Annotated in this window: 30 protein-coding genes; 2 read left to right on the top strand and 28 right to left on the bottom strand. The window is 36.0% G+C overall.

The genetic code is table 11. The features are described from left to right. Nucleotides 1–22: 22 nt before the first annotated feature. The 15 genes from ndk to EKQ63_RS09175 form a co-directional block, all read right to left on the bottom strand. Entirely contained in the window at nucleotides 23–469 is a 447-nt protein-coding gene (ndk, locus tag EKQ63_RS09245) for a nucleoside-diphosphate kinase (RefSeq protein ID WP_000415885.1), read from the bottom strand. A 124-nt stretch (nucleotides 470–593) separates the two neighbouring features. Beyond that, complete coding sequence (gene hepT / locus EKQ63_RS09240) at nucleotides 594–1556, bottom strand: heptaprenyl diphosphate synthase component II (RefSeq protein WP_087994423.1); 963 nt, start codon at nucleotides 1554–1556, stop codon at nucleotides 594–596. 31 nt (nucleotides 1557–1587) lie between these two features. After that, the gene (menG, locus tag EKQ63_RS09235) at nucleotides 1588–2301 is read right to left on the bottom strand and encodes a 2-heptaprenyl-1,4-naphthoquinone methyltransferase (RefSeq protein ID WP_001187662.1); all 714 of its coding nucleotides are present in this window, start codon (nucleotides 2299–2301) and stop codon (nucleotides 1588–1590) included. Between the two features lie 29 nt (nucleotides 2302–2330). Then, nucleotides 2331–3080, bottom strand: a complete 750-nt coding sequence (locus EKQ63_RS09230; RefSeq protein ID WP_143880977.1) for a heptaprenyl diphosphate synthase component 1 — start codon at nucleotides 3078–3080, stop codon at nucleotides 2331–2333. Between the two features lie 215 nt (nucleotides 3081–3295). Next, the gene (folE, locus tag EKQ63_RS09225) at nucleotides 3296–3865 is read right to left on the bottom strand and encodes a GTP cyclohydrolase I FolE (protein ID WP_001151482.1); all 570 of its coding nucleotides are present in this window, start codon (nucleotides 3863–3865) and stop codon (nucleotides 3296–3298) included. 120 nt (nucleotides 3866–3985) lie between these two features. Then, on the bottom strand, nucleotides 3986–4258 hold the full coding sequence (locus EKQ63_RS09220; RefSeq protein WP_001043860.1) for an HU family DNA-binding protein: 273 nt from the start codon (nucleotides 4256–4258) through the stop codon (nucleotides 3986–3988). Nucleotides 4259–4556: 298 nt separating this feature from the next. After that, nucleotides 4557–6035, bottom strand: coding sequence for a stage IV sporulation protein A (gene spoIVA / locus EKQ63_RS09215; protein ID WP_000416519.1), 1479 nt, complete (start codon nucleotides 6033–6035; stop codon nucleotides 4557–4559). Between the two features lie 243 nt (nucleotides 6036–6278). Beyond that, nucleotides 6279–6992, bottom strand: coding sequence for a hypothetical protein (locus EKQ63_RS09210; protein WP_139303897.1), 714 nt, complete (start codon nucleotides 6990–6992; stop codon nucleotides 6279–6281). Nucleotides 6993–7040: 48 nt separating this feature from the next. Further along, entirely contained in the window at nucleotides 7041–7244 is a 204-nt protein-coding gene (locus EKQ63_RS09205) for a DUF2768 domain-containing protein (protein WP_001288995.1), read from the bottom strand. A gap of 370 nt (nucleotides 7245–7614) precedes the next feature. Further along, complete coding sequence (locus EKQ63_RS09200; RefSeq protein WP_000369754.1) at nucleotides 7615–7866, bottom strand: stage VI sporulation protein F; 252 nt, start codon at nucleotides 7864–7866, stop codon at nucleotides 7615–7617. 115 nt (nucleotides 7867–7981) lie between these two features. Next, nucleotides 7982–9004: an NAD(P)H-dependent glycerol-3-phosphate dehydrogenase gene (locus tag EKQ63_RS09195; RefSeq protein WP_000161775.1), complete on the bottom strand. Its 1023-nt coding sequence runs from the start codon at nucleotides 9002–9004 to the stop codon at nucleotides 7982–7984. Nucleotides 9005–9022: 18 nt separating this feature from the next. Beyond that, nucleotides 9023–10333: a ribosome biogenesis GTPase Der gene (der, locus tag EKQ63_RS09190; RefSeq protein WP_001125893.1), complete on the bottom strand. Its 1311-nt coding sequence runs from the start codon at nucleotides 10331–10333 to the stop codon at nucleotides 9023–9025. A gap of 124 nt (nucleotides 10334–10457) precedes the next feature. Then, the gene (locus EKQ63_RS09185; RefSeq protein WP_000979054.1) at nucleotides 10458–10643 is read right to left on the bottom strand and encodes a capping complex subunit for YIEGIA; all 186 of its coding nucleotides are present in this window, start codon (nucleotides 10641–10643) and stop codon (nucleotides 10458–10460) included. Next, complete coding sequence (locus EKQ63_RS09180; RefSeq protein ID WP_087951848.1) at nucleotides 10640–11533, bottom strand: YIEGIA family protein; 894 nt, start codon at nucleotides 11531–11533, stop codon at nucleotides 10640–10642. The genes EKQ63_RS09185 and EKQ63_RS09180 overlap by 4 nt, the downstream gene beginning before the upstream one ends. Further along, nucleotides 11526–12137 carry a YphA family membrane protein gene (locus EKQ63_RS09175; protein WP_087951847.1) on the bottom strand — a complete coding sequence of 204 codons (612 nt, stop codon included), beginning with the start codon at nucleotides 12135–12137 and terminating at the stop codon, nucleotides 11526–11528. The genes EKQ63_RS09180 and EKQ63_RS09175 overlap by 8 nt, the downstream gene beginning before the upstream one ends. Nucleotides 12138–12253: 116 nt before the next feature. On the opposite strand from EKQ63_RS09175, the gene EKQ63_RS09170 reads away from it, so the two are divergent. Beyond that, complete coding sequence (locus tag EKQ63_RS09170) at nucleotides 12254–12388, top strand: YpzI family protein (protein WP_000513900.1); 135 nt, start codon at nucleotides 12254–12256, stop codon at nucleotides 12386–12388. Nucleotides 12389–12704: 316 nt separating this feature from the next. Here the strand turns inward: EKQ63_RS09170 and EKQ63_RS09165 are convergent, their stop codons facing one another. The 4 genes from EKQ63_RS09165 to EKQ63_RS29880 all read right to left on the bottom strand — a co-directional run bounded on the left by EKQ63_RS09165 (nucleotide 12705) and on the right by EKQ63_RS29880 (nucleotide 16230). Further along, nucleotides 12705–13754, bottom strand: a complete 1050-nt coding sequence (locus EKQ63_RS09165) for a type 2 isopentenyl-diphosphate Delta-isomerase (RefSeq protein ID WP_087951846.1) — start codon at nucleotides 13752–13754, stop codon at nucleotides 12705–12707. 12 nt (nucleotides 13755–13766) lie between these two features. Further along, the gene (gene rpsA / locus EKQ63_RS09160; protein WP_087951845.1) at nucleotides 13767–14915 is read right to left on the bottom strand and encodes a 30S ribosomal protein S1; all 1149 of its coding nucleotides are present in this window, start codon (nucleotides 14913–14915) and stop codon (nucleotides 13767–13769) included. Between the two features lie 335 nt (nucleotides 14916–15250). Next, nucleotides 15251–15928, bottom strand: a complete 678-nt coding sequence (gene cmk / locus EKQ63_RS09155; RefSeq protein WP_000361265.1) for a (d)CMP kinase — start codon at nucleotides 15926–15928, stop codon at nucleotides 15251–15253. A 128-nt stretch (nucleotides 15929–16056) separates the two neighbouring features. After that, complete coding sequence (locus EKQ63_RS29880; protein ID WP_000738061.1) at nucleotides 16057–16230, bottom strand: YpfB family protein; 174 nt, start codon at nucleotides 16228–16230, stop codon at nucleotides 16057–16059. 180 nt (nucleotides 16231–16410) lie between these two features. Here EKQ63_RS29880 and ansA point away from each other — a divergent pair, with 180 nt between their 5' ends. Beyond that, nucleotides 16411–17385 (top strand): asparaginase, encoded by a 975-nt coding sequence (gene ansA / locus EKQ63_RS09150; protein ID WP_000822020.1) that lies wholly within the window; start codon nucleotides 16411–16413, stop codon nucleotides 17383–17385. 37 nt (nucleotides 17386–17422) lie between these two features. Here the strand turns inward: ansA and EKQ63_RS09145 are convergent, their stop codons facing one another. The 9 genes from EKQ63_RS09145 to EKQ63_RS09105 form a co-directional block, all read right to left on the bottom strand. Further along, nucleotides 17423–18403 (bottom strand): YpdA family putative bacillithiol disulfide reductase, encoded by a 981-nt coding sequence (locus tag EKQ63_RS09145; protein WP_087994426.1) that lies wholly within the window; start codon nucleotides 18401–18403, stop codon nucleotides 17423–17425. A gap of 109 nt (nucleotides 18404–18512) precedes the next feature. Further along, on the bottom strand, nucleotides 18513–19043 hold the full coding sequence (locus EKQ63_RS09140) for a peptidoglycan recognition protein family protein (RefSeq protein WP_001240643.1): 531 nt from the start codon (nucleotides 19041–19043) through the stop codon (nucleotides 18513–18515). A 79-nt stretch (nucleotides 19044–19122) separates the two neighbouring features. After that, a complete protein-coding gene (locus EKQ63_RS09135) occupies nucleotides 19123–19359 on the bottom strand; it encodes a DUF3961 domain-containing protein (protein WP_001983018.1) in 237 nt (78 codons plus the stop codon). A 92-nt stretch (nucleotides 19360–19451) separates the two neighbouring features. Then, nucleotides 19452–19661: a hypothetical protein gene (locus EKQ63_RS09130; RefSeq protein ID WP_143880976.1), complete on the bottom strand. Its 210-nt coding sequence runs from the start codon at nucleotides 19659–19661 to the stop codon at nucleotides 19452–19454. Between the two features lie 78 nt (nucleotides 19662–19739). Continuing rightward, nucleotides 19740–21026 carry an NAD-specific glutamate dehydrogenase gene (gene gudB / locus EKQ63_RS09125; RefSeq protein ID WP_048527007.1) on the bottom strand — a complete coding sequence of 429 codons (1287 nt, stop codon included), beginning with the start codon at nucleotides 21024–21026 and terminating at the stop codon, nucleotides 19740–19742. Nucleotides 21027–21294: 268 nt separating this feature from the next. Then, on the bottom strand, nucleotides 21295–21903 hold the full coding sequence (locus EKQ63_RS09120; protein ID WP_001235392.1) for a genetic competence negative regulator: 609 nt from the start codon (nucleotides 21901–21903) through the stop codon (nucleotides 21295–21297). A gap of 77 nt (nucleotides 21904–21980) precedes the next feature. Continuing rightward, on the bottom strand, nucleotides 21981–22856 hold the full coding sequence (locus EKQ63_RS09115) for a MerR family transcriptional regulator (RefSeq protein WP_143880975.1): 876 nt from the start codon (nucleotides 22854–22856) through the stop codon (nucleotides 21981–21983). After that, complete coding sequence (locus tag EKQ63_RS09110; protein ID WP_087951841.1) at nucleotides 22856–23632, bottom strand: metallophosphoesterase; 777 nt, start codon at nucleotides 23630–23632, stop codon at nucleotides 22856–22858. Before EKQ63_RS09110 ends, EKQ63_RS09115 begins: the two co-directional genes overlap by 1 nt. 58 nt (nucleotides 23633–23690) lie before the next feature. Continuing rightward, on the bottom strand, nucleotides 23691–24170 hold the full coding sequence (locus tag EKQ63_RS09105) for a LysM peptidoglycan-binding domain-containing protein (protein ID WP_001254344.1): 480 nt from the start codon (nucleotides 24168–24170) through the stop codon (nucleotides 23691–23693). Nucleotides 24171–24182: the final 12 nt, after the last annotated feature.

Genomic DNA, 24182 nt, shown 5'->3' with positions numbered 1-24182 from the left:
TTTACAAATTATTTCAAAATAATTAGTAAATCCATTCATTCATTAATTTTGAGTAGTCAACTAATTCTTCTTCTTTAAAGAAAATAGCAATCTCGCGCTCTGCACTTTCTAACGAATCAGAACCATGGATAATATTTTTCGCAACAGTTACACCGAAATCTCCACGAATTGTTCCAGGAGCTGCCTCATGTGGTCTTGTTTTACCCATCATGTTACGAGCTGTATCTACTACACCTTCACCTTGCCATACCATTGCAAATACAGGGCCAGATGTAATAAAGTCTACTAATTCACCAAAGAAAGGTTTCTCTGTGTGCTCAGCATAATGTTGTCCAGCAATTTCCGGAGTGACTTGCATTAATTTTGCACCAACTAATTGAAAGCCCTTCTTCTCAAAACGAGCTACAATTTCCCCAATGAAGGCACGTTGTACACCGTCTGGTTTAACCATTAGAAATGTTTTTTCCATAAAAAATCTCTCCACTTCTGAATTATGTATGTAATTGTATATCCCCACACACATATTAACACCCTTATCACAATTGTGCAATAGTTTTGAAATAGAGAGATTATTTTATTTTTTAGAAAAAACACTAAAATTTTCGTTTTCCAATATACTTTGCTACATTTTGTAATGCATACTTTGCTTGTCCACGTGGGAGTGGTTTTATAATTTCTAATGCTTTATGTAAATAACGTTCACTAAACGCAAATGCTTTATCAATAGCAGCACTATTCTTTACAGCCTCAATAATTTCTTTCATTTCGTCCGCTGTTGTATTTTCATGTACAGATCTGATTTTCTTACACAGGATCGGATCTTCCATAGCATATAGAGCAGGAAGCGTAATGTTTCCTTGCAATAAATCACCACCAGCAGGTTTTCCAAGTTTCTCTTCTGTGGAAACGAAGTCTAAAATGTCATCAATAATTTGATACGACATCCCTACGAAATAGCCATACCAAAACAGACGACTTACTGTATCACGATTAGCACCAGCAGCAATCGCTCCTAGTTGGCAACTTGCAGCAATTAATAATGCGGTTTTTCGCTTTATTCTTCTTAAATATGTTCTTAAATTTTGGTCATAGTCATACTTATCTTTAATTTGTTCGATTTCACCTTTACAAACTTCTAAAATGGTATGCGATAGAGCCTGATGTGCCTCTGGAATTTCAATATTCGTTATACATTCAAGAGACTTAGCGAATAAATAGTCCCCTGTATACATGGCAATACGATCTCCCCATTTCGCATTCACAGTTGCACTACCACGTCGTAAAAACGCTGCATCAATAACATCATCGTGAACAAGAGAAGCCATATGAATAAGTTCTAACGCAACAGCTACATGCTTAATTGCGTCTAACTTATAATCTCCAAATTTCCCTGCAAGCAACACAAATACAGGACGAATTCGCTTCCCACCAGCTTCAATAAGTTGTAATGCCGCCTCTTCTACTAATGGCTGTTCAGAAGCAACTGTCTTTTTTAATTCTTTTTCTATCACATTAATATCCGATCGTAAAAAAGAGTACATAAGTTGTAACTTCATATTGTTCACCTTAACCTAAAACTTCTTTTTTCTATTTTGATTCTGGTTTCATACCTAAATGCATCGCTGCTACCCCAAAAGTAAATGGCTTCACTTGCACACGTTCAAGTCCAGCTTTTTCGAACATATTAGCCAATTCTTTCATACCTGGGAATGTACTAGCAGATTCTTGCAGCCATGAATATTCTTTATAACTTTTCGCAAATAACTTTCCAAATAACGGCATGATATATTTAAAGTATAAAATATAACCTTGTCGAAAACCAATCATTGTTGGTTGAGATGTTTCTAAACAAATTACTTTCCCACCAGGTTTTACTACACGCGTCATTTCTTTTAATACGTGCATATAATCCGGTACGTTACGTAAACCAAATCCAATCGTTACATAATCAAATGTGTTATCTTCAAATGGAAGTTCCATTGCATTCCCGTGTAGAAGTTCTACTTGTTTTAATTGTAAAGCCTCTACCTTTTGCTTACCAACAGATAACATATTTTCACTGAAGTCTAAACCAACAACCTTGCCCTGTTCACCCACTGCTTCAGCTAGCGCAATTGTCCAGTCCGCTGTCCCGCAGCAGACATCAAGCGCTTTACTACCTGGTTTTACATCCATAATGCGCATCGTCTCTTTACGCCACGCTTTATGCCTTTGAAAACTAATTACAGAATTCATTACATCGTATTTATCAGAGATTTTCTCAAATACATCATGTACTCTTTCTTCTTTTGATTGTTGCATGCTCGTACCTTCTTCCAATGTAAAATTGCTTATGTCTTCGATTTATCTCTTAACACAGAGTTTATTTCGCTTATATCTGTGTGATTTTCTAAAAATTTATTTGCTTTCTTTCCGAGTTCCATCATCCATCCATTCATAACTGTTTCTGCATCCGCTTGATCGTTCAAAATCTCTTGAACCGCTTGAAAAACAGGTGAATGCTGTTTTTCAACATGTAGTTCACATTCTTTTTGGAGACGATTTTTCCCTAGTACATATGTTATAAACGATTTCCAATGCGATAAATGAAAATGATCACATGTTTTTTGCAAAAGTGCAGACTCAATTGTTACTACACTTTCCAGTATGTCATCCATCGTTTTATGCGCTTTTTGATATAACATTATTTTGTGTTCATTAATTTCTTTAATTCCTTCAGCAAGCGCACGAATTAAAACGATATCACGATTCATAGACAATAAGTAATAATATAACCCGCTATAATAATCACCAGCAAGCACTGTTAACTGGCAACGCTTATGCGATTCATTCGCTTCTTCCCCTACTTTATTCGATACTCTTTCATGTGTATCAAGCGCAATTTGCACAAGCATAATCGTTACTACATAATGCTCAATTTGTTCTATATGTAAATTTGCACCCTTTAAAGCACCATATAACAATGCTATTTTCTCTTCATCAATAAATGGTTCTTCAATATAGTTTATAAAATAAGGATGGCGTAATTTCACCATCAATTTCTCTCTTATACCCGCATACCCTCCGTAGATGTCACACACAAAAATCACCCTTGTTTTCTAATTCATAAAACTTATTATAACACATACACTCTATTTTCTATAACCAAAACTTGGCTACTCTTTCCAAACTTCTATCGAACTAAATAACATCTTCTATTCTTTTAAGTAGCTTTTCTATTCTCACTCTGCCTTGCTAAAACTATATCATTTATTTACAAAAAAAAAAAAAAAGAAAAGCAGTTTCCCACTTTTCTTTACTTCGTTTTAATAAAAGATAAAATTTCACTACGTGCTGCAGCATCATTTTCTAGTACACCACGTACTGCTGTTGTTACTGTTTTTGCACCTGGCTTTTTCACACCGCGCATCGTCATACACATATGTTCCGCTTCTACTACTACCATTACACCATGCGGCTCTAGTACTTCCATAATAGAATTCGCTACTGTTGATGTAATACGTTCTTGCAGTTGTGGACGACGTGCAATTGTATCTACAGTACGAGCTAATTTACTTAACCCTGTCACTTTTCCGCCTTGCGGAATATATGCAACGTGAGCAACTCCATAGAATGGAACTAAATGATGCTCACACATCGAATAAAACGGTATATCTTTTACTAGTACAAGCTCCTCGTGATCTTCTCCGAACACTTTGTGCAAATGTTCTTTCGGATCTTCATGCATACCTGAGAACACTTCTGCGTACATTTTTGCAACACGCTTTGGTGTATCAAGTACTCCCTCACGATTTGGGTCATCTCCGATTGCCTCTAAAATAAGGCGTACTGCATGTTCAATTTGTTCTAAATTAACTTTTGCCATCCGCTAGCCCTCCCGAAAACCTAAAAGTGATACGAACACATTCTAGCATATTTATGTTTTTAAAAGCAAAAAGAAGAGTTTCCAAAAAGGAAACTCTTCTTCCCTGTTAATATGTAAGGATTATTTAACCGCATCTTTTAACGCTTTACCAGGTTTGAATGCAGGTACTTTACTTGCAGCGATTTCAATCTCCTCACCTGTTTGTGGGTTACGACCTTTACGAGCCGCACGCTCACGAACTTCGAAGTTACCGAATCCGATCAGTTGTACTTTATCACCTTGTTTTAAAGCTTCTAAGATAGAATCAAAAACAGCGTCTACTGCTTTTGTTGCGTCCTTTTTAGAAAGGGAACTTGCTTCTGCAACAGCATTGATTAAATCTGTCTTGTTCATGCCATTCACCTCCTCCCAAAGATAAGACTGTATAATGATCATAAAATGAGTCTTACTTTCATTTGTAGGCAATTTTTACAAATTCTATACTACAAAGATGTAGATAAATCATTATCAACGCCTATATTATACGATTCTCCTTTATAATTCAATATTTTTAAGGAAATTGTTACTCTTAAAATGTGAAAATCTGATGAAACTTGACAATTTACAACAATATATTAGATAATGGCTATTTATTTCTCTATTTTGTATGCGAAAATTAAAAAAATCCCTCTACGATGAGAGGGATTTTTTCTTATAATATAATCGCGATTAATCCGCCAGATCCTTCATTAATAATTCTTTCTAGCGTTTCTTTTAATTTATATCTCGCATTTTCTGGCATTAAAGATAGTTTCGCTTGAATGCCTTCCCGAACAATTGAGCTAAGCGAACGTCCAAATATATCAGAATTCCAAATTGATAATGGGTCATCTTCAAAATCTTGCATTAAGTAACGAACTAGTTCTTCACTTTGTTTTTCAGTACCAATAATTGGCTCAAACGTGGACTCCACATCAACTTTAATCATATGAATAGATGGTGCTACAGCTTTTAATTTCACACCAAACCTTGAACCGTGACGAATAATTTCTGGCTCATCTAAGCTCATATCAGCTAACGCAGGCGCCGCTACACCATATCCTGTTTGTTTTACCATACGCAGGGCATCCGCCACTTGATCATATTCTATTTTCGCATGAGATAAATCGAGCATAAGCTTCAATAAATGATCTTTCCCTCGAATTTCTACCCCTACTACTTCTTTTAAAATTTGATCATATAATTCATCTGGTGCATATAAATCAATCTCTGCTACGCCTTGCCCCATATCAATGCCAGCTAGGCTCGCTCGATCAATAAATTCATACTGACTAAACTGCCATACGACACGGTCTACATCACGAAGACGTTTTATATCCTTCACAGTCTCTTGAACGGCTTCTTGATAACTTTGGCGTAACCAATGCCCTTCATTTAGCACCATTACCCAGCTCGGAAGGTTCACATTCACTTCTAAAACAGGGAACTCAAATAACGCCTCTCGAAGTACATTGTATACATCTGTTTCTCTTAAACTTTCAACACTCATCGCAATGACTGGGATATCATATTCTTCAGATAAGCTTTGGCGCAATTGCTCTGTATCTGGATGATACGGCTGTACAGTGTTAATGATCATAATGAAAGGTTTTCCGACTTCTTTTAGCTCATTTACGACGCGTTCTTCTGCCTCTATATAATCTCTTCTTGGGATTTCACCAATCGTTCCATCTGTTGTAATTACAACACCAATTGTTGAATGTTCTTGAATTACTTTACGTGTTCCGATTTCTGCAGCTTCATGGAACGGAATAGGTTCTTCATACCAAGGAGTATTAATCATGCGCGGGCCATTCTCATCTTCATAACCTTTTGCTCCTGGAACTGTATATCCGACGCAATCTACTAATCGAATATTCACTTCAAGACCTTCATCTACTTCGATAGAAACCGCTTGGTTTGGAACAAACTTCGGTTCCGTCGTCATGATTGTACGGCCAGCAGCACTTTGAGGTAGTTCATCCTGCGCTCTTTGACGGTCAGACTCATTTTCAATATTAGGAATAACTACAAGTTCCATAAATTTTTTGATGAATGTTGATTTTCCTGTTCGAACAGCTCCTACAACTCCAAAATAAATATCACCGCCTGTGCGTTCCGCAATATCTTTAAAAATATCTACCTTTTCCAAGTGATTCCCTCCCTCAATATTTTTGGGAATAATTCCACGTTTATAGTCAACTAATACCTTCTCTAACGTTGCCTATAATATCTGATATAATATAATGGTATTCTAGAAGTGCGGACAATATATCATATAATTTTGTCCAATTTCATATGACTATTAAAAAAATACCTTTTGTTTGCATCGCAAGTTGTGTAACATAAAAAACCTTTCTTCTAGAACTTATTCACTAAAAGAAAGGTTCATGACTTATGATTTTAAAAAAATTGGTTCTCCATTCTTTACCGTATACGGTAAAGAATACGCAGGTACAAACGGAGAATCTTTCGAAAGTATATTCCGAATATCTTCCCCCTCCTTAATTTGCCCTTCGTTTTTTTTCAACGCTTCATATAAGTCGATTCTATAATCAACATAAATTTCTCCCTTTTCATTAATTACAAACGGAAGTCCTTTACCAGAATACGGACTTGTCACTTGCGGTACATCTTTATATCCAAGTTTTTTGAAATCTAATTCATACACACCATCTGAAATTACCTTTTTAAATGGTGGATATTGATGTTCATCTCGATACATCCTAAGCTTTAATGATAATTGCTGAATTTGTTCAGCCATCCTCACATCAATTAACTTTACTGTCGGGTTTGTTTCAACGTCTATTAATACGTATTGATATACTCCCCCACTTTCATAGGCATTCCCTGGCGCTTCTTGTATGTAACGCGGAGAAATCTTTTGAAAATCGATTGGGTATTTTTGATAAATAGGCGTATTCATATCCCGCGTCTTAATTGGCAATATCCCGTCATTTTGCTCCTTAAATGTCGCAACAGCTTTTTGAACGACCTGCAACTGATCTTCATAAGGCACAGCATTTTGTTTCATATTTTCTTTTGGATACAGACATCCTGTTAAAATGCTCATACAACAAAATATTAAAATAATATGGATTTTTTTCACTAGTAATCACCTTTTCATACTAATATAACTCGCTCCGTACCATGCCCTTTACTGCTGTACAGGTCCACTAAATACAACAAGAAAAATAACAATTCCTGATACAATCATAAGGGTGTACGCTACCAACGCTGTAATCCCTTTCAAAAATTTATTCTTTATTTTATATCTGCTTAGCAAAATAAAACTTACTGCAAAAAACATAAATCCAATTGCCCCTAAAGCAAACCACATTTTTATAAGCCCTTCCGACATATACACACCCCCTTTTTATCAATCTATTTTTATACTATTTTAACAAATTAAAATCTTTAAACAAATACAAAAAGAACATTTTACTACAAATCTAGATAAAGTGAAACTTTAATCAGTGGGGGTTTTCTTCATCCCCCACTGATTATTAGTTGAACCAATCGGGCTTTTATGGTCAGTTGATCCCCCACCTAACTTCTTTGCTTTCGCTGAATTTTGAGGTGGGGGTCTTACTGCCCATTAAAGCGGGATAAAAATAAAACCGAAGCGAGTGATACACTCGCTTCGGTTGACCAAATATGCCCAAAACAGCTCTATTCCCATACTTTCATGGCTATCATATGCAATCTACAAACTCTTTGTTTCTCATATTTTATTTTTTAAACATTTTGCTTAACGAGCCAAAATCTGTCGGCATATTATTGTTAATAATCGCTTTTACAATTTGATCCTCTTGTTCTTTCGGCACTTCACGTCCTGCCATAAGAGCCACTTGATGAATCAATTGACGAAGTACAGTCTCATCACGTAAATTCGCATTTTGTACAGATGATGCTAATTTAAAAATATCTTCTTTATTCACTTTTGCTTCTTTTTCAATGTTATTAAAAATGTTGTTATCCATTCTTTTCACCCTCTCCTCAAGTTACTCTTCATCCTATGCAAAAATAAAAAAATGGTGAAAAGACCCAAAAAAATAAAAAGCGACAGAAGTACAATTGTACTTCTGTCGCTTTTCTTTAAAGTAAGTCAGGTATAGCTTCCACTTCATGTTTTCGAACACGCCCCATTAATGAGCCCACTGCATCTTTTACATTATTCCCATTGAATAAGACGTCATATAAAGCAGCTGTAATCGGCATTTCCACTTCCATTTTCTCTGCCAACTCATGCGCAGCTTTCGTTGTTCTTACACCTTCCACAACCATACCCATGCTTTCTAACACTTCTTCTAAAGAGTGTCCTTTTCCAAGCAAATTCCCAGCACGCCAATTTCGGCTATGGACACTTGTACAAGTTACAATTAAGTCACCCATACCAGTTAGACCAGCAAATGTTAACGGATTTCCACCCATTTTTCTTCCTAAACGAGCAATCTCCGTTAAACCACGCGTCATTAATGCCGCTTTCGCATTATCACCTAATCCAAGACCATCAGTTATCCCAGCAGCTAATGCGATAATATTTTTTAACGCACCACCAAGTTCAACTCCAACGATATCTGGATTTGTGTATACACGGAAGTAACTATTCATAAACAAATCTTGTACTTCCTCAGCCGCTTCCATACGCTTTGCTGCAGACGTAACAGTTGTCGCCTGACGTAACCCAACTTCTTCAGCATGACTCGGTCCAGACAGTACAACAACATCTTTAATTAAGTCCTCTGGAATTTCTTCCTCAATCACTTCCGAAATACGTTTTGACGTACCAGGTTCAATTCCTTTACTTGCATGAATCCAAGTAGTCGGACCCGCTACATATTTCTTCATATCTTGTAGTACTTCTCTATACGCTTTCGTTGGTACTACAAGCAGTACTACATTTACATCTACTAATGCTTCTTCTAAAGAAGAGTAGGCTACGATTGTGCTTGGCAATGTAATTCCCGGAAGATATCGACTATTCTCATGTTTTGTATTAATCTCATCCATAAGCTCAGAACGATTTCCCCAAATACGTACATCATGCCCATTGTCAGCTAATACCATCGCTAACGCTGTTCCCCAGCTACCTGCTCCAACTACTGTGATTTTTGTCATAAAATCACATCCTCTCCATTAGTCTCTTGCTCTAGCGATAATGTGAATCGGCGTTCCCACAAAGCCAAATGATTCACGTAAACGATTCTTTAAGAAACGCTCATATGAGAAATGCAATAGTTCTGGATCGTTTACAAACACAACAAATGTTGGTGGTTTTACCGCAACTTGTGTTGCATAGAAAATCTTCAGACGACTACCGTTATGCGTTGGCGTTGGGTTCATCGCTACCGCATCCATAATTACATCGTTTAATACATTCGTTTGAATACGGATACTATGACTTTCATTTACCTCATCGATAACCGGTATTAGCGTTTGTGTACGTTTTCTCGTTTTCGCAGATAAGAACACAATCGGTGCGTACTCTAAAAATTGGAAATGAGCACGGATGTTTTCTTCAAATGCTTTCATTGTTTTCTCGTCTTTTTTCACTGCGTCCCATTTGTTTACAACGATAACGACAGCTCGCCCTGAATCATGAGCGTATCCAGCGATTTTTTTATCCTGTTCAATAATTCCTTCTTCACCGTCTAAAACGACTAAAACAACGTCAGAACGTTCAATCGCTCTTAGTGCACGAAGTACACTATACTTTTCTGTACTTTCATACACTTTCCCTTTTTTACGCATACCAGCTGTATCGATAATTACATAATCTTTCCCATCTTTACTATATGGTGTATCGACCGCATCACGAGTTGTTCCTGCTACATTACTAACAATTACACGCTCTTGACCAAGAAGAGCATTTACAAGTGATGATTTCCCTACGTTTGGACGTCCAATTAAAGAGAAACGAATTGTATCTTCATCATATCCGTCTTCTTCAATCTTTGGAAAATGCTGTGCAGCTTCGTCTAATAAGTCACCTAATCCTAATCCGTGTGTACCTGAAATTGGGAATGGCTCACCAAATCCTAATGCATAGAAATCATAAATATCACTGCGCATTTCCGGATTGTCCACTTTATTTACTGCCAGTACAACCGGTTTATTTGAACGATATAATATTTTTGCAACTTCTTCATCAGCTGCTGTTACACCGTCACGACCATTTGTCATAAAAATGATAACATCCGCTTCATCAATTGCCACTTCAGCTTGTTGACGAATTTGTGTCAAAAATGGCTCGTCTCCAATATCAATTCCACCTGTATCAATAATGTTAAATTCATGATTTAACCATTCTCCAGCGCTATAAATACGATCGCGCGTTACACCTGGAATATCTTCTACGATTGAAACTCTCTCTCCAACAATTCTATTGAAAATAGTAGATTTCCCTACGTTCGGGCGGCCTACTATTGCTATTACTGGTTTCGGCATATACTTTCATCCTTTCAACTTGCTTCTGTTTATTATGTAAAAAACCCTTCTTTGTGCAAGAAGGGATTTGCATTCCAGAATATTTCTCAACGTATCAAAACACCTCACATTATAACACACGTTGCTAATGTTTCACAATAATATATACATTCTCTTGTAAGCGATGCGCAATGCCATCTAGAATTGCCTCTAAATTATTTGCAACAAATTCTAATTCCTCTGTAGATTCACAAGTAAACAGAGGAGCACCACCAGCAAATTTCTCCGGGGTCGTTGTAATAACTGCAAGAATTACACTTTCTAACATCATCTCTTATCTCCCCTTCCTTTCGGGGCTTCCGATGACATATGAACAGCACTTTCTAACGTCGGCACGTTCCCTATGACACCTATTGCTTTCTCCGCATCTTGATCTTGTGGCAAGACAAAGATTCCAACCCTGCCATCTTCTAAATCACGCTTTGCTAACGGTACAAGTGCCGGCGTACCAGAATCTCTATAAATCCCTAAAGCAACAGAAACATCATGTAAAATAGCTTGTCGTTGTCCTAAGTTAGAGATTGTCACCATCGCATCAATTGATTTCGGTCTTAAAATAAAACCCATTCCATACTTCATAATTTCCTCTTGTCTTGCTGGCAATCCAATATTCATAATGTAAATATTATCAATATACAGTCCCGCTCCTTCAAAACGAAGTGGAACATGCTCGATATCAACAAGATCATGCAACCTCTTACCAGACATTAATTTTTTCGCGATAAAAAATGCGATGATAGCCATAACTACTCCAGCAATCCATGAACGGAACCCTATATAGGCAAACGTCGTTACAAACGACGTTAACATCGCCAAATAGTTGCGACTTTCAAAAACTAATGCAATTCCTTCAATATATGTATTCCCACGCGGTACAAGCTCATAACCATCTAATTGTTGCAATGTATTTCTTTCCATATTACGCACATCACGAAACTGTGTTGCTGCCAACGTAAGAAACGTAATGGCAGAAAAATCTTTTTTCAATATAGACGGAATCGCAATCGCTCCTAAAGCCGCCGCAATTAACCCCATCGCAATATGAATAATTTTCCCGTGGAGCCTCGTCGGATATTGCCGCGTATCTGTCCGGAGCATTAGCACTCTCGTTACTGTCCCCGCTATTACGCCGCATAAAATGGCCGGTGTATATTCAGTCATGTATTACCCTCGCCTTTCTTTTACGTGTTTTTCTCTTGAACTGTTCCATATATACTGATGCTTTCGCAATCCAAAACAAAATTGCCATAAAAAATGTAGAAACGGCGACGATATCAAAAAATGCTAAACTTCCGTAATCATAAGGAAAATGTAGTTTCCGAAAAATAAGTGTCACTAGCAATTCCCCCTGTAACATTCCTATATAAAGAGAACATAATCGTAGTATGCGATCTTCGTGTAATAAGACCGATGCATACACAAGTGCACCACTTAACAAAAACAATCTGTCCACCACAATCCAAATTGGATCATATACTTCTAACAAATGAAAACTTGTATATAACATTGCAATAATAAGTGCCGAAAGTAAGCTATATAATTTTTTCCAAATAGAATATAGTGCGATTCCTATAAAAGCAACAACAGAAAGTAAAAGTGCATTTACTGATACCGTGAATGAAGCAATCGTTACATGTAACGGAGAGCAAATAATAAAAATCAATATACAGGCGCTTATCTTCCACCGAATAGAGTCCTTTTTCATAAAAAAGGTTACAATAATCCACCCTATCCAAGCTACAAAATAAAAAGTACTCCCTTCCATCATTTCACCTCCTATGTTTTCCATTATGGGAACTTTTTATGAAAGTTAATCCACTTTCTTCACGCATAGTTTTTTCATATAACAGCAACACTTTTAATAAGGAGGTGCTATTCATTATGGGTAAAGATCGTCAAGAACGAAAACTAAGAGAATCACGCCGCGTTGAATCTGACCGTGACCAATCACTACAATATCCAGGCGCAACTGGACTTGATACACCAGAACAAGCTCGAAAACAAAATCAGCACTAGTGAATACAAAAAGACGGTTTCGATATGGTACGAAACCGTCTTTCATATATCCCTCATAATTTTTATTTATATCAAAATAATATTTCACCTGCGAATCTTTCTACAATTTATTTTTTACCCTTCCCTTTTCCCTTAGCAAAATTAAACCTTCTTCAAGAATTCAATTGCACACTATCTACATTTTTCAGTCGAAACTTTTTAATTAAATACTCATATATATAGATAACTTTATTTTTATAGAATATTAATTATATCCCTCGCCTTATATTACTAAAACGAATAGAATACAAAAAAAATCAACCAAACGGTTGATTTTTTATCTCCTACTATAATGCGTCGTATCAATTCCACGCTGCGTTAACCAATGATACGTTTCGCCCTTTACAACAAGAGGTACAGATTGCAACTCTTCTATCGTCTTCGCACCGAGAGCTGTCATAATAAATTTCAAATCTGTATGTAAAAGATCAATTTCATCCACTAACTTCTCGATGCCATCTTGCATTAAAATGCGTAAAAAGTATCCAGCAAAAGCAGTTGTATTCGCCCCTAATGCGATTGCTTTCGCTACGTCAAGCGCTGTTTGTATACCCCCAGATGCAATAAAAGAGAGGTTATTATTTGTAGAGGTTGCTTCAATAATCGAGGTTGCTGTTTGTATGCCCCAGTTATTAAAATAAGAAAGCATTCGCTGTCTTCTTTCATTTTCAACAGCAGCAAAATTCGTACCACCTTGTCCGCCAATATCAATTGCCGTTACACCTATGCTCGCTAACTGTTGCATTGTTTCCTTGCTCATCCCAAATCCAACTTCTTTCACAATGACAGGAACTTTACTATTTAAAACAATTTTCTCAATGCGCCGAAGTACACCAGTAAAGTCACGGTCTCCTTCTGGCATCGTTAACTCTTGGATGACATTTAAATGAATTTGCAATGCATTCGCTTCAATCATATCAACAGCACGCTCTGCCTGTTCGATAGTTGCCTCACTACCTAAATTAGCAAAGAAAATACCATTTGGATTTACCTTTCTGATAATCTTATAAGAAGCAGCCTCACTTTCATCTTTTAATGCCGCCATTTGCGAACCTACAGCCATAGCAAGGTTATGATGTTTCGCTACATATGCTAATTGCTCATTGATATGTAACGTTTTCTCTCCTCCACCACCAGTCATCGCATTGATAAAAATCGGCGAACTTAGTGAAAGTTCGCCGATTTTTGTTTCACATGTTATTGTGTCATAATTTGAATTTGGCAAGCTTTGATGCACAAAATCAATATCATGAAAGCCATGCGTACGAGACTGACCAGTAGAAAGAGCGTATTCAATATGATCTAATTTACGTTTTGCCCTTACCACTTGTACCCCTCTTTATTTCTTTAATTTTTTCAGTTGTTCACCAATAATGTCACTTAATTGGAAAGTAGCAGAATCAGCATTCGGTTCATACTGACTATAATCTTCAGTTACATTATTTTCCTCAAGCGCTTCTTTTATACTTAAAGAAATACGTTTCTCTGCTACATGAACTTCAAGTACTTTCACTTTTACTTCTTGTCCCATTTCCAATACTTCATTTGGATTTTTCACGTGACGGTTTGCAATTTGAGATACATGCACAAGACCTTCGACGCCAGGTAAAATTTCAACGAATGCACCAAATGTAACAAGACGTTTTACTATTCCCTCACGAATATCTCCAGCTTTTACTTCACCAGCAATATTTTCCCAAGGTCCTGGTTGAGCTGCTTTAATTGATAAAGAAATACGTTGTGTATCAGCATCCACAGATAACACTTTCACCTTTACCTTTTGACCTTGCTCTAATACTTCAGAAGGTTGCTCTACACGTTCGTGTGAAATTTGTGAAATATGAACTAAACCGTCCACACCCCCAACATTAACGAAAGCACCAAAGTCCGTTAGTCGTTGTACTGTTCCTTCAACAACGTCTCCTTCTTTTAATGAAGAAATTGCTTCTTTCTTCTTAGAATCTAGTTCTAATTCTACTACCGCTTTATGCGAAAGGATCACACGATTTTTTTCACGGTCCAATTCAACAATTTTCACGGCTAATGTTTTTCCTTTATAGTCAGTAAAATCTTCTACATAATGTACTTCTACAAGTGAAGCTGGGATAAAACCACGAACACCAAGGTCCACAACTAATCCACCATTCACGATATCTTTTACGGTAACATCAAATACGTGACCAGAAGTAAATTTCTCTTGTAATTCTACCCATGCTTTTTCTGCATCAACAGCACGTTTAGATAAGACAAGATCATTTTCTTCTAATTTAATAATCTTTAATTCTAGTGTTTGATCTAATTCTACAACATCGCTTGCTTTTTCAATATGAACGTTAGCTAATTCACTAATTGGAATTACGCCATCTGTTTTGTATCCAACATTTACAAGCACTTGTTTCTCTTCAACTTTCGTTACAGAACCTGTAACAACGTCACCAACTTGTAATTCTTTTGAATCCATAACTTCTTCATTCATTTTCTCTACCATGGAAATACCTCCCTACAGAATTGACAAAGCATTTTTTATGTATATACGAAATGAAAACAATTGTTTCCATTTGCATGTTTAAGAATTTATCATCACATACGTAAGCTTCATACATTTCACTAGAAAATATATTAAACCTATATAAATAGTATACAGCAAAATCATCTTGAAGAAAGTATGTTTTGAAATATAATAGCGAATATATTCTGAAAGTTTTATCCCTCTTTTATTAACTTCTTACAAATCTGATCATTTGTCAAGGAAAGAGACTCACAATTCACGTATCCTTTACATTTCTATAGAAATAAAAAAAAGAAAGGGGCTATGCCCTTTCTTTATTTCGCAAACACTCCTGAAACAATACTCATAATCTTTTGGACAACTTCTTCAATTGATAAAGAAGTTGTATCTAATTCCAATGCATCATCAGCTTTTTTTAGAGGAGAAACTTCACGTTCTGAATCTAATTTATCACGCTGAGCAATTTCTTCTTTTAACTGCTCTAAATTAGAATCGAAGCCTTTATTCATATTTTCTAAATGTCTTCTCTCTGCTCTTTCTTCAACAGAAGCAAGCATAAAGATCTTCACTTCAGCATCTGGTAACACATGTGTACCAATATCACGGCCATCCATTACAACGCCGCCTTTTTCTGCTAACTCTTGTTGACGGCGTACCATTTCTTCACGAACAAGGCGATGTTTCGCCACAATCGATACTCGATTCGTCACCTCAGGTGTACGAATGACTTCCGAAACATCTTGTCCATTTAAAAATACAAGTTGTGTATTTTCTCCTTGCTGAAACTCAATTTTCACATTTTTTACAACTTCCATTAACTGTTCTTCATTCTCAATGTCAACTTTTTGCTCAAGAGCTGCATATGTAATCGTACGATACATTGCGCCTGTATCAATATAAACGTAAGAAAGCTTCTTCGCTACAACTTTTGCAACTGTACTTTTTCCAGCAGCTGCTGGACCATCTATAGCAATTGAAATTCGTTTATCCATTGTAACACCTCATTTTTTCACTTATAAAACAAAACGAAAAGCAGGTATTCTCCTGCTTCTTCTCATTTGCTTCACGTCATTAAATCCTCAATTATTGTAGCATAATCCTTCATAGAAGAAAATGAAAACTACCTATTCACCTGTAAGATTTCTGCTTTGTTTTTTACCATGACACCTTCATAATAAACAATTTTAGATAAATATTTCACTGATGACTTATGTATAAATAACAATTGTACAACAGAAAGACAAATGAATTGTATTATTAATATACGAATAAGCATTCTCTCCATCTTTTTCAACGTAATGGCTCCCTCCTATACTGTATTTGCACATTTCGTTTCGTAATTTTATACATCGTACATATAGCAGTTCATTTTATTGTCATTTTCGAGGCATACTTTTATACATTTCCATTGTCGAATTTACTCAAAACATGTTATGTTCTAAATGTATTTTTTTACTTGAAAGGGGTATAAGCATTGAAAAGAATCCTAGTTTTACACACAGGCGGAACAATTGCAATGGAGGAAGATAAAGAAACTGGGGTCGTACAACCAGGTGAAAAAAATCCTCTTTTAAAATTCATTCCTGATTTAGAAGGCGATGTTGATTTAATCGTTGAAGATGTGTTTCATCTACCATCTCCTCATATGACACCGAGCGAAATGTTACAATTACAAGTCATCATTGATGAAAGAGTAAAACAAGACAACATTCATGGCGTAGTCATTACGCATGGTACGGATACATTAGAAGAAACGGCCTATTTCTTAGATTTAACAGTACAAGCAACTATTCCGATCGTTGTAACAGGCGCAATGCGCTCTAGCAATGAATTAGGTGCTGATGGTCTATATAACTTCTTATCAGCTGTAAAAGTCGCTAGCAGTAGTGAAGCTGCCGAAAAAGGCGTTTTAGTCGTATTAAACGACGAAATTCATTGCGCCACAAACGTAACGAAAACACATACAAGTAATGTAGCAACATTCCAAAGTCCACAGTATGGACCAATCGGTATGGTAACAAAACGTGGTGTTGTATTCCACCATGCTTTAGTACATCACGAAACATATTCAGTAAATAAGGTTTCTAAAAATGTAGTCGTTCTAAAAGCGTACGCTGGTATGGACGATACATTGTTAGCAGCAATTGAAAATCTTCCGGTAGACGGGATTGTTATTGAAGCGCTTGGACAAGGTAATTTACCTCCAAGAACACTTCCTAGTCTAGAGCGACTAATAAATAAAGGAATTCCTGTCGTATTAGTTTCTCGCTGTTTCAACGGCATCGTTCAAGATGTATATTCATATGAAGGTGGCGGCAAACAATTAAAAGATATGGGTATTGTATTCACATACGGTTTAAACGCTCAAAAAGCACGTATTAAATTATTAGTTGCATTAGAGAATACAACTTCTCATGAAGCAATCCAAAACATGTTTATGCACGATTAAAAAAGAAGCTGTCGAAGTTTATTTCGACAGCTTCTTTTTATATTTCTCTTGTTGCAATGGTTTGCGCAATCGCATCCCCATGAAATCGACCGTTCTCAATAAATATTTCATTTGCATTATTTCCAGCAGCAATTACACCTGCAATGAAAATATTTTCAGCGTTCGTTTCCATCGTATCCTCTGCATAAATTGGACGTCCTGTCTCTTCATCAATCCGAACACCCATCTTTGTTAAGAAACTATGATCAGGATGGTAACCAGTCATCGCAAATACAAAATCATTTTGGATTGTATATGCTTCGCCATCAACTGTATACGTTAATGTATGTTCAGTAATTTCTTTCACATGAGCCCCGAAATGCATGTCAATTGTACCATTTCGGACTAACGCCTCAAACTCTGGCAAAATCCACGGCTTTATACTTGGTGAGTACTCAATTCCGCGATATAAAACCGTTACACGCGCACCAGCTTTCACAAGCTCTAAAGCGGCATCTACACTCGAGTTTTTCCCACCTATAACGACTACATCTCGATCAAAATAAGGATGTCCTTCTTTAAAATAGTGAGCTACCTTCTTCAATTCCTCACCTGGAACATTCATATAATTTGGATTGTCATAATATCCAGTTGCTACAACAATATATTTCGCTATATATATTTCTTTACTTCCGTCACGCTTTGTCGTCTCAACCTGAAAAACTTCTCCATCTTTTTGAACTTTCTCTACTCGTTCAAAAGCATTTACACGTACAGACTTACGCTTTACTACTTCGCGATAATACGCAAGTGCTTGATTTCGAACTGGCTTACGATTTTCTGTAATAAAAGCTACTTCACCAATTTCTAATTTTTCACTAGAAGAGAAAAATGTTTGATGAGTTGGATAATTATAAATCGCATTTACAATGTTTCCTTTTTCAATTACTAATGGATTTATCCCTACCTTTTGCAACGAAATTGCTGCTGCTAATCCGCACGGACCGCCTCCAATTATGATAGCTGTTTCTTTCTGCATACTCGGTTCACTCCTAGTCTTCTACCAATACACTATTTATAAAAACAAGAAAAAACCTACTTACAGCAGTAGGCACCTATCTTTATTGTATTCATTTTTCATATATTTGTCATCTAAACGAAACGTACATCCGATAGACATCTGCTAAAAACTGCTGAAATTTAATACCTTGTTTCCCTAATACATTTTCCGGGTCAATCTTTCTAGCTGGATCAAGTGTTTTATGTGATACAATATCTTTTTTCGGATTCAAGCCGAAGTTTTGACATAAATACGCATGATACCACGTAAAACGGGTATATGCTTCCCAAAAGTTAACATCACCGCCATAACAAAGCTCCACTCCAATGGCAGCCTTATTAGCATCATACCCATATAAGTCATTATCTGTCGGCACACCATATCGAACATGATAGGCAACTTCATTTATAGGAATAATTTCTAATATCGTTTTGTCATCTATAAATGTATGTGCCGAAGCTTTCGGTTGTATTTCATTAAAATAATCTCGATTCCCTATCGCATTGCTACCAGGATTCCCCGTATCATGACTTACAATAAACCTAACTTTAGAAAGAGGAATTCCCGGTCGTGAACTTCCATATCCAATATAGTTACGCTCTATAGGAAACATCGCCATTACTACCAACTCCCGCTTCAGAAGATTACCTTACTTCCTTATATATGTATTCGGTAGTAATGTCCTTATAGCATATTTCTTACGCGAAGAGAAAATCGAAAATATTTGATGTGAACACCATAAATAATAAAATACTTACAGCAACTCCATAAAAACCGTAAAACCAAACACAATCTTCTTTCGTATCTAAACCGAAAAATTTATTTACTGATTGTAATAATGTGCCGCGCTTACTTTGTTTATTTCTTAATACTTCCACTCGTTCTACAACATCCGCTGGCATCATAAATCTTTGGTCTACTGTCATTTTCATCATTTATCTCTCCTTAAAATCATTTCCGTTTTGTTTATCTAAGGAGAGTATAGCACGTTTGTTCGAGTAGAACAAGCGTTCTTTTTAGTTTTGTTTTATTTTTCAACAAACCAATTAATAATTACTAATATAAAAGCGATAATCGGCCCTACTACAACCGCACCAAGTATTAAAAACAATAATCCTTCTCCGAACACCCGAGCGGTACTTACTTTTCGGTCTTGCTTCGTTTTTACGAGTTCTCCCTCTAACCTCTTAACCTTTTCTTCTAATTGTTCTACTCGTTCCATCATTTCATTTCCCATTTACAACACCTCACTCTAATACTTCAACAAAAAAACGTGATTCCCTCGAAAGGAATCACGTTTTCTCATGATATGGTATTATACCCAACCTCTGAAGCGACTTGCTTCAGCCATTTTACGAACACCGACCATATACGCTGCTAAGCGCATATTCACTTTACGAACTTGTGCTGTTTCATAAATAGAATCAAATGATCTTACCATTACTTTTTCTAAACGTTGTTCTACTTCTTCTTCAGTCCAGTAGTAACCTTGGTTATTTTGTACCCACTCAAAGTAAGATACTGTTACCCCACCAGCACTAGCTAATACGTCTGGAACAAGTAAAATTCCGCGATCTGTTAAAATTTTAGTTGCTTCTAATGTTGTTGGGCCATTTGCAGCTTCAACAACAATTTTCGCTTTAATATTATTAGCATTTTCTTCTGTAATTTGATTCTCAATTGCAGCTGGAACTAAAATGTCACAATCAAGTTCTAACAATTCTTTGTTTGAAATTGTATTATTAAATAGTTTTGTTACTGTACCGAAGCTATCACGACGGTCTAATAAATAATCAATATCTAATCCATTTGGATCATGCAATGCGCCGTAAGCATCTGAGATTGCAATAACTTTCGCACCTGCATCATGCATAAATTTAGCTAAGAAGCTACCAGCATTACCGAATCCTTGAACAACAACGCGCGCACCTTTAATATCAATGTCGCGTTTTTTTGCAGCTTCCCGAATACAAATTGTAACACCTTTCGCCGTTGCTGTTTCACGTCCATGTGATCCACCTAATACAAGTGGCTTACCTGTAATAAATCCTGGCGAGTTAAATTCATCAATACGGCTATACTCATCCATCATCCATGCCATAATTTGAGAGTTTGTGAATACATCTGGAGCTGGAATATCTTTCGTCGGCCCTACGATTTGACTAATTGCTCGTACATAACCGCGGCTTAATCTTTCTAACTCACGGAATGACATTTCACGTGGGTCACAGATAATTCCACCTTTACCTCCGCCATATGGTAAGTCGACAATACCACATTTTAAACTCATCCAAATTGAAAGTGCTTTCACTTCATTTTCTGTTACATTCGGATGGAAGCGAATTCCACCTTTCGTTGGACCAACAGCATCATTATGTTGTGCACGATATCCTGTAAATATTTTAACAGTCCCGTCATCCATACGAACTGGTATTTTCACTGTCATCATACGAACTGGTTCTTTTAATAATTCATATACTTCGTTTGGATAACCCAATTTTTCTAACGCTTCACTGATAACAATTTGTGTTGAATTCAATAGTTCAAAATGTTGTTCCCTTTGTTGTTGTGTTTTTGTTTGAGTTCCCTTTTCGGCTACCATAGTAAGTAAACCCCCTGTAATTTCACTTGTTTAGTAAACCTTCATTGCCTAGTATACACCGTTAAATTTGGAATGCAATAGAAAACGCTAACAAATATATACAAAGTATTTTCCGTTGCAAGCGTTTTCACTATCATTATAGTCCTTTTATTACTTTTAGAAAAGTAAAATACTTAAATATTTAAATATTTTTTATTTTATTCATGTACAGTACTTTGAAAAGATACATTTAAGTAAAGTAAAAAAACAAAACCTTAGCTATGTTACATTAGCTAAGGTTTTGTTTTTTCACAAAGTAATTGTGTATTTGTTCAATTGCTTGAGAAGCCATTAATTCTTTACCATACTCCATTAGACGATAAATAGTTGCCGTAGACGGATTACCATATTCTGCTAAAATAGCTATAAAATCTGCCTTCAGTAATTGAATTTGCTCCTCTTCTTCCATCCAAAGATAGAAACGCCCATCCCACGTGTATAATTTTCCGCCAGTTACATCAAGGTTATATAAACGATTCGACAGGTTAATTACGTCATCTAGTGTAGCAAACTCATAAAGGATATGCTCGCTTTCATCTAGAGTCACTTGCATTTCAATAAACTCGTCACGGAATTCATCATCTGTATCCGCTTCTTGATGTTCTTTCGTTACAATTACGACCATTCCTTGCGCTTGTAGAGAAAATACTTCAACTGCAATCGGACCATCCGCTTCAAATCCTAATTCTTTATTTGCTTCTTGCATCATATCACGAAATAATTGCTGTACTTTCGGTGCATTTCTCCACAAATCTTCTTTCGTTAATCCTCTTTCAGATAAATCATCAAATGTTAAGAAAATTTTTATCTTATTGTAATTTAATCGTTCCAGCCTCATCTCATACCCTCCCTACGCAACCAATGAATATAATTTTTATTATATGAAATAGAAAATAGATGGTTCTTTTCGAACAACTATTCTAACATGTTTAACCAATCATCCCATTCTTCTTTCGTATCACCAATTAGGCTTGTTTGAATGTTCAACTGATCTCGAGCACCTATTCCTCCTATAACCCCAACAGAAAGGTTCTCATTTTTTTCTTGCAAAAAATCCACATAGCTCATTGCGTTCTTCCGTTCTCGTCCGTCATCAAAAGAAATCACTACATATTTAGGTCTTATTTGCTCAACAGCTAATGAAATACTATCTTCCGCTAAGCTTGCCCGAATATATATCACATCATATCCTTTTAATCGTAAATACGTTGAGAAAACAAACCCTTTCAACATATTACTTTCTAACACGACAACTTTGTGTATAGAAGAAAACGATGATGCATTATGATATACCATTCCTAGACGCGTTTGTAAAAATGATACGACATATTGGAATTGCACCATTGTAACTTCATTATTATTTTTTAACGCTAACAATTTATTTGACACTTGAAGAACAATACTTGCTACAACTTTTTCTGTTGCATAAATACTAAAAGCCTCGTTTAACAATGCAGAAGTTGTAATTTCATCAAATTTTAACAAAGCTTGTAGTATATCGTCCACTAAAACAACTTCTCTATCGTAATGTATTTCATTTTGAACATTATTCTGCAAACGATTCCCTTCTAATAATTGAACTGCTTGTCCAATCATCATGCCGGAAGAAACCTTGTCCATTAACCATTTCAAAATTTGAATATGCTCTTCTGTATATAATCGATGCCCCGCATGATTCCGCTTTGGGGCAATCATTTGATATCGTCTTTCCCATGCACGAAGCGTACTTGGTTGAATTCCAATTATATTCGAAACAGCTTTTATATTATATTTTCCGTTTAGAGTTGGCATCATTTCCCTCCGCATAACGTAATAATATGTGTTTGAGCAGGTGCTCGGAAGCGAAGTGGAACCAACGTTGTTCCATACCCATTACTAACAAAAAGAGTCATATTTGAATGCTTATATACGCCACCTTTTAAATATTTTTCAGATGGGAATAATCGGATCTGTCCTCCATGTGTATGTCCACTTAACACAAGTGAAATTTGTTCTTTTCCAGACATTTTATTTATTATATCAGGGTTGTGGCTAATTAATATGCGAAAACCATCTTCCTTACAATCAGCCAACGCTAAATCTAAACGATCACGTTTCAAACCAACATCATCTACACCGAGCAAACAAATCTTCTCTCCTAATTCAGACTCAAATACAACTCTTGTATTATCTAAAACTTTCACATTATTTTCTAATAATAAAGCATCCAATTCATGATATTCAATCTCATAATCATTATTTCCCCATACAAAATATACAGGAGCTATCGCTCTTAACTTTTGTATATTTGCAGAGATTTTCGATAAAGGGACACCTTTTTCCGCTAAATCACCACCAATAATTACAAGATCTACTTTTCCTTTTACTTGTTCAATTAACGAATTTGAAATGCCCCTTCTATGAATATCTGATATAAAGAATACATTTACTTTTTTAAAACTTTTCGGAAATTCTTCAAATATTAAAGTATGTTCTAGCACCGTATCACGCGTTGCTTCCGTATACATTACAAGAAGAAATATAATACCAATACAAACGAGAGTACTTAATAAGATAATCCATATCATATATTTTTTACTCCCTTCCTCATAAAGATAATTCCCAGTTTTTATAGTAAGTATTTTACTAACTCTCTCGCTTTGTGGACTTATCTTTTATCGGAATTTTTAATTCTTGACCTACATTCACTTCATCTTTTTGTAAATCATTATACTTTTTAATCACTTCGATCCCAGTTTCATCTGAAAAATATTGCTTCGCTATACTTTCTAAGGTTTCTCCCTCTTTCACCGTATGCGTGACAACTTTCTCAGATGATGCCTCGGACTGAGATTTAGCTGAATCAAAGAAAATGACCTCAAATGCACTTTTTCCAGCGTTATTACCATCACTTTTCACCTGAATATATTTATCCGTATACCATAAAATGCTAATTGGTAGTAATATGAATAGAAATGTTAAAACTCGGACGAAAATATGATTCATTTTAAACTTTTGTTTTTTCTCTTTATTTCTATGAATTTCACTACGCGGCGGTAAACCTTCTTTTTCTTCCACTCGCTCAACTTCTAATTCCTCTTCAAAATCAGGAATTCGTCTTCTCATGTTGTTCACCAC

The sequence above is a fragment of the Bacillus sp. BD59S genome, assembly GCF_007363175.1.
Taxonomy (GTDB): Bacteria; Bacillota; Bacilli; order Bacillales; family Bacillaceae_G; genus Bacillus_A; species Bacillus_A pacificus.
This window is presented reverse-complemented; position numbering and strand designations above follow the sequence as displayed.